This is a genomic window from Psychrobacillus sp. (assembly GCF_056205495.1).
Genome location: NZ_JBAEAP010000620.1, coordinates 1 through 6,607, shown reverse-complemented (window position 1 = coordinate 6,607; position 6,607 = coordinate 1). Strand labels below are relative to the sequence as shown.

Here is a 6,607-nt window from a genome sequence, read left to right as displayed (position 1 = left end):
GCAGATCCACTGTTTAGGTGACAATTTCTCCGTTTTATGTTGCACTTCTCACTCATTTAGGTGCGCACCGCTCATTTATGTGACACTTTTCGGAGTTTTCGGGCGCCCCCCTTTTTATGGGCGCCTTCCACTCCTTTATGGGACACTTCTAACCTATTTATGGGCGCCTTTCGCTCATTTATGGGACACTTTTCGGGGATTTACGGGCGCTCCCACTCTTTATGGGGCATTTTCATCCTTTTATGGGACACTTCTAACCTACTTACGGGCGCCTTCCGCTCATTTATGGGACACTTCTTGGAGTTTACGGGCGCTTCTACATTCTATAGGTCATGTTGTCACTCCTCCATCCAATCCCGTCCCTCACCCCAAAAAAAAAAGCTACCAAATTAATTGGTAGCCACACTCTTTTCTTATTTAATTACGCCTAGCTCTTTTCCTACTTTTTCATAGGTAGCGATGGCTTCGTCTAGCATTTCTTTTGTATGGGCTGCTGTTGGCATGTTGCGAACTCGGCCGGTTCCTTTAGGTACTGTTGGGAACACGATAGATTTCGCGTAGACACCTTCTTCAAACAGTCGTTTAGAGAATTGTTGCGTTAGCTTTTCATCTCCGATGATGCATGGAGTGATAGGTGTTTCAGAGTCACCGATATTAAATCCAAGCTTCGATAGGCCAGCTTTTAGGTAGTCTCCGTTTTCCCATAGCTTGTCATGAAGCTCTGTAGAATCGATAATCATTTGGACTGCTGCAGTGATTGCTGCTACATCGCCAGGTGGTAAGGCTGTAGAGAATAGGAATGGACGTGAACGAACCTTTAACCAGTCGATTAAGTCCTTCTTCCCTGCAACGTATCCGCCAACTACTCCGATTGCTTTAGAAAGAGTACCGATTTGGAAATCGATTTCTTTTTCTAGGCCAAAGTGCTTCACTGTTCCTTTACCTTTACCTGTCACACCAGAGCCATGTGCATCATCCACATAGGTGATTAGGTCAAACTCTTTTGCTATTTCTACGATTTCTGGAAGCTTCGCGATGTCACCATCCATAGAGAAAACACCATCTGTAATGACCATTACTTTATTGTATTGGCCAGATTCTGTTGCTTCTTTTGCTTTTTTGCGAAGATCCTCCATGTCGGAGTGATTAAATGGGATGATTTTAGCTTTTGAAAGTCGGCAACCATCGATAATAGATGCATGGTTTAATTGATCAGAAAGAATCGCATCATTTTTATCCATTACTGCGGAGATAGCAGCCATGTTGCAGTTAAAACCAGATTGATAAGAAATTGCTGCTTCTGTTCCCTTGAATTCAGCAAGCTTTTCTTCTAGCTTTACGTGTAGGTCTAGCGTTCCATTAATCGTACGTACCGCTCCTGCTCCTACTCCATATTTATCTATCGTTTCTTTTGCAATACGCTTCAACTCATCATTTGTAGCTAGTCCTAGGTAATTGTTTGAGGATAGATTGATTAGCTCGTTACCACCAACTATGATTGTTGGTCCGTTCGCTCCCTCTACTGGATCGATTTCGTTATATAGACCTTGACTCTTTAGTTGCTCTAGATTTTCTGTCAGAAAACTATTTAATACTTTAGACAAGTTCATCTTCCTTTCACACAAATATTCCACTTTATTTTACCATTGTTGTAGAAGAAAGACTAAGATATGTCCCTTTGAAAAATCCGTGCTCCCCGTAAATAAAGAAAAGCGAGTAGGAAACCCTACTCACTCAACTGTTTCTAGCATTCTATTGTGAATCTCTCTCCATTTTTCCTCATCTATTGCAGAATCGTAAAGTGATTTAATAAGCTTCGCCTCTGCAAAATAGGTACTGATGTAATCTGTAGCAAGCTCCATTTCACCTGTATAAGTCTCTCGAATTTTCGTCAATTCGTCTTCATCCCACTTTGTTTGGTCAATATATGGGAAGAAATCAACAATTTCATCCCCCTCGCGTTCTGGATCGTAGACATGAGGACTTGTTGCATCGACAATGCTCAACTGAAGCTCTGGAACCACAACCCCGTCAATACTATTTGCATCAAGTCCGCACCAAATGTATTGAACATCTAGTCCGTGCGATTTCGCTTCTTCTCCAAACTTTTTCATAAAGGAGGACTTTCCGCTCCCTGGCAGTCCCTTTATATATAAGCGGGTTTTTAAATTTTTGGAAATGGAAGCAAACGTATCCTTTGCTCCTAAAGGTGTAAGCGAACCCATTAAACGATGGGTCAGCTTAGGTTTTTTTTGAAGCTTTACGAATCCTATATGCTTCTTTTGAAGGTCCTCTAATAAAGAATTAATACCCTTCCAATCCATCCCCGGCTGGATAAGCTGCTCCCAATCATCGTGGATGAGCTTAGCTTTGGACAGTGCTTGCAAGCCCTTCGCTAGCCAAGCCTCTCCCTCAAGGTGCTTATCGCGGACAACTAGTCCCACATCACGAAGTCTGTCCGGTTGATAGGCGTCATAGTAAGTTACCCATTCATGACCAGCCCCATAGAAGAAGGGATCAATGGTATTTGTTTGAAGGTAAAGTGTTTTTGTATCCACAATATAAACAGCCTCTACTGCGTCCTCATCTAGCGGATCTAGAAACCATTCCATATCATTGCCTCTCCGTATCGCTGCGTATCCAATTTCCTTCAACGTATCTGAGAGTCTAGAGCTTGCTGGCCCTTTAAAAAAATATACCTTTTTTGCTTCCTGAATGATCTCCTTATAGAAGTTTTTTACACCTTGTCCTGTATAAGATTTGCCCATAAAGTGCGTAATTGTTCCGTTCAAATAGTCATCCTTTCTATGGTTCATTCAATAGATAATGTATGCTCCGGTAATTTAAAATATGAAAAAGCGCTGAGAATTATATATGCTTCTCAGCGCTTTTGTTCATGAAGGGTAATGTATAGCCACTTATCTTTTGTAAATATTTTTGTGAGGCGGGTAATGTGTAATGCACGAGTTGGCCAAGACCAAACGCAATAAGGATAGTCCCAATCCCTACTGGTCCACCAAGCATCCAACCGGCAATAGCTACGATAACTTCGATGCCTGTCCGCACCTTCTTTAAGCTCCAGCCTGTTTTGTCCATTATAAAAAGCATTAAAGAATCGCGTGGTCCAGCGCCAAGATTCGGTGATACATAAATCCCGATCCCGATGCTCATAACTATTACCCCTAATATAAATATCACTGCCTGACCTAAGAATTCTGTCGGATTAGGCAAAAGCCAGTTAAACATATCGATGAATGATCCTACAAACAAGATATTAAGCCATGTACCTAATGCAGGAATTTTTTTAGTGCTAATCATTGTAATGAAAACAATTATAATGCCTGTCAAAATAGCCCATGTGCCAATGGATAACCCTAGATGATTAAAAAGACCAACGTGTAAAACATCCCATGGCCCTATACCAAACAAGAATCCTTTAATAGTCATCGAAATTCCTAATGACATAATCGTTATGCCCACTATAAAAAAGGCCCAACGCAAAACAAGTTCCTTCATAATTCAGTCCTACTTTCCTTTAACGAAAAAACCATTCTCAACTAAACAGTTGGAATGGAATCATTTCTAACTATATCTATTATAATCGCTTGAAGGAAGAATGCTAGTCCATTTTGGAATTGGTAATTAAAGCCGTTTTGCCATTCGTCATGTGAAGTAAGTCAGCTAGTGTTAGCTTCACCTGAAGCCCTATCCTGCCTCCACTAACAATTATATAGTCATTATTTTCTGCGCTACTATCCACAATGGTAGGAAATAACTTTTTCATTCCGATTGGAGAGCAGCCTCCTCTTATGTATCCAGTCGTTGGGAGGAGATCCTTTAGATGTAGCAGCTCCACCTTTTTCTCTCCAACCTCCTTTGCCACTCTTTTGAGATTTAACTCCTGGTCCACTGGGATAATGCAGACATAATATTTGTTTGGCCCAGCTGTCACAAGTAGTGTTTTATACACGACAAAAACGGGGTAGCCTATTTTAGTTGCTACAGTTACCCCATCCACTTGATCGCCAGTCAGCTCATATTCAATTAATTCAAATGGTATTTTTTGCTGCTCCAGCATGCGGACAGCATTGGTTTTTTGTTTTTTAGCCATTCTATTACTCCTATGCTATCTGGAAAAAGCTCGGTTGTTGATCAGAAAAGCCATACATTTTTAAATGAACCTGATAAGAATATTTGGCAATTGCCTGCTCCTTTAACCGCTTCGCTTGTAGATTTTGCAAATCATCCTCCAAAACCTTTGGTGTTTGAAAATCTACCTGCATAGAGCGATTAAACACTTCAGACTCTATATCCTTTTGTCGTTGAACCTCTATCTTGATTTGTCTATTCGCCATTTCATTTAACGTAAGCTGAGCTTGCTCTTGTCTAATTTTCGAGGTTGCACTTGCAGCGACCAATAAATGCTGTGGCGTTGCAGGTGTTTCTGCAAGAGCTTGACTGCGAACCTTTTCCAATAGTTCTATTGTCTTTTCAGGTGTCGGTCCTCCTATGCTTTGTATGGGAATACCCGGACCCTTAATATCCATTATAGCTTGCTTTTCCATTTGCTGAAATTCACGAATAGCAGCAGAAAGCTCTGGTGTGTCTTTCACTTTTTCTTTATTCCCCAGTAAAAGATCTTCTAAATCATTTAAAGAGGGAGTTTTTGGCAGGAAATACTCTGCATGCCTTCTATATGCCTGGCCTGCATCTTTACGTTGTACTGCCTTTATACTAGACATAAAGTTAGACATCCCATTGCCAGTTGCTTTAACTAAGTTCATCCTAATCACCATCCCTTCCATACCTTATTGTTCTTTATAGTTTAACCAATTTGTCAAAATAATTAAATAACCTTTAGTCATAAGTTGATATGAGGCATAATAATCAATTAAAAATTTATGAATTTTTCTATCAATTAGTATAAAATACCTAATTTTACTAATAAAAATAAGACAGCTATAAAAAGTAATAGCTGTCTGTTAATTTTTCCTTTTTTTACGCGACCATCTGTCGACAAATTTCAGCACATTTACGACAAGATTCTGCACATTTCTGACAGTGTTCATGATCGTGTTTGGCACACTCTTCACCACATGCATCACAAATTTGAGCACAAAGCTTACAAATTTCCTGCACAAACGGGCTATTTCTTGTCATAGCCTGGACTGCATATGCACAAATATCTGCACATTCACGATCTAAACGTATACAACCTGCCATCATTTTTACATGATCTTCCTTGAGACAAGCGTCATAACAATGATTACAAGCCTCTAGGCATTCTAAACACGCCTTTATACATTCTTCATACTTCGTATTCATCATAAGTCCTCCTCCAGTTTTACGTAACTGTTACTATTTTTCCCTAACAGTAAGGATTTAAACTAGAGAACTTTCGGTCATTTAGCTTCTGATAATTCATCCTCTGTAACCCATTTATGATTCTTAACCTCAGTCCCATCGGTAGTCGAAACGTAATCAATCATGTAAACTGTCGTGTCCTCAGACGATTCAATGATAGCCTCTGCCCCGTCCATTCCCTCCATGTGTTTAGCATTCAGCACTACGTTAGAGCCAACTATTCCCTTGCCATCCGTAGCTTCTAATTCCTCATGTATTACCCATTTATGGTTCTCTACTTTTTCCCCATCCGTTGTAGACTCGTAAGTTACCGCATATACAGTTGTATCGAAGGCACCAACAATAGTAGCCTCTGCACCGTTCATACCTTCCATATGATCTGCTTCGATTATGGCCTTGCTTCCTACTTCAAATTTAGGGTTTGCCGCTTCAGCCAAGCCCTGAGGAATTTCTCCACCGTCGTCCATATGATTCATATGAGCATGCTCCTGCTCTGTATTCGTGTCTTTTTCAGCTTCTTTACTATCTTCACCGCAGCCTGCCAGTAAAAATAACGAGCATAACCCTGTTATAGCTATTTTCTTCATCTATCTCGCTCCTCTTTATGCATAGCCTACATTTAATCGTATTTTTCTTATGTAAAGAAAACGACTGCCACTCAGCAGCCGTTTTCCTTATTACTCTATTTATCCAATTTAACTCGTTGTAAACGTAAAGCGTTCAAAACTACCGAAACAGAACTAAATGCCATGGCAGCTCCAGCAACCCATGGTGCGAGCAAACCAACAGCTGCAATTGGGATCCCTAATACATTATAAGCAAATGCCCAGAAAAGGTTTTGCTTTATATTTCTCATTGTTTTGCGACTCATTATAATAGCATCCGCAATACTGTTTAAATCTCCTCGAATTAATGTAATATCAGCTGCCTCCATGGCTACATCTGTTCCTGTGCCGATTGCCATTCCTATATTGGCAACTGCTAATGCAGGTGCATCATTGATGCCGTCTCCAACCATCGCTACTTTTTTCCCAAAGGATTGAAGTTTTTTAATTTCCTCAGCCTTACCTTCAGGAAGTACCTCCGCTATAACATGCTCAATTCCAGCCTGTTTTCCTATTGCAGCAGCTGTTAGCTGATTATCCCCTGTGATCATCATGACCTCAATGTTCATATCCTTCAATCGTTGAATTGCCTGAATGGAAGATTCCTTAATGGTATCAGCAACAGCTATCATACCAGC

8 protein-coding genes are annotated in these 6,607 nt (G+C 40.4%); all 8 read right to left on the bottom strand.

The genetic code is table 11. From position 1 onward, the window contains the following. Positions 1 to 413: 413 nt before the first annotated feature. Complete coding sequence (locus AC06OU_RS17775; RefSeq protein ID WP_340885568.1) at positions 414 to 1,604, bottom strand: glycine C-acetyltransferase; 1,191 nt, start codon at positions 1,602 to 1,604, stop codon at positions 414 to 416. A gap of 126 nt (positions 1,605 to 1,730) precedes the next feature. After that, positions 1,731 to 2,792 (bottom strand): hypothetical protein, encoded by a 1,062-nt coding sequence (locus AC06OU_RS17770; RefSeq protein WP_475857553.1) that lies wholly within the window; start codon positions 2,790 to 2,792, stop codon positions 1,731 to 1,733. Positions 2,793 to 2,868: 76 nt separating this feature from the next. Next, positions 2,869 to 3,516 carry a YczE/YyaS/YitT family protein gene (locus AC06OU_RS17765; RefSeq protein ID WP_475857551.1) on the bottom strand — a complete coding sequence of 216 codons (648 nt, stop codon included), beginning with the start codon at positions 3,514 to 3,516 and terminating at the stop codon, positions 2,869 to 2,871. 103 nt (positions 3,517 to 3,619) lie between these two features. Further along, positions 3,620 to 4,111, bottom strand: a complete 492-nt coding sequence (ybaK, locus tag AC06OU_RS17760; protein ID WP_475857549.1) for a Cys-tRNA(Pro) deacylase — start codon at positions 4,109 to 4,111, stop codon at positions 3,620 to 3,622. A 10-nt stretch (positions 4,112 to 4,121) separates the two neighbouring features. Further along, positions 4,122 to 4,784, bottom strand: a complete 663-nt coding sequence (locus AC06OU_RS17755; RefSeq protein WP_475857547.1) for a hypothetical protein — start codon at positions 4,782 to 4,784, stop codon at positions 4,122 to 4,124. Between the two features lie 214 nt (positions 4,785 to 4,998). After that, on the bottom strand, positions 4,999 to 5,325 hold the full coding sequence (locus AC06OU_RS17750; RefSeq protein ID WP_169360873.1) for a four-helix bundle copper-binding protein: 327 nt from the start codon (positions 5,323 to 5,325) through the stop codon (positions 4,999 to 5,001). Positions 5,326 to 5,402: 77 nt separating this feature from the next. Continuing rightward, entirely contained in the window at positions 5,403 to 5,951 is a 549-nt protein-coding gene (locus AC06OU_RS17745) for a YdhK family protein (protein ID WP_475857545.1), read from the bottom strand. A gap of 95 nt (positions 5,952 to 6,046) precedes the next feature. Beyond that, positions 6,047 to 6,607: HAD-IC family P-type ATPase (locus AC06OU_RS17740; protein ID WP_475857544.1), on the bottom strand; the 561-nt coding region annotated here is incomplete at its 5' end.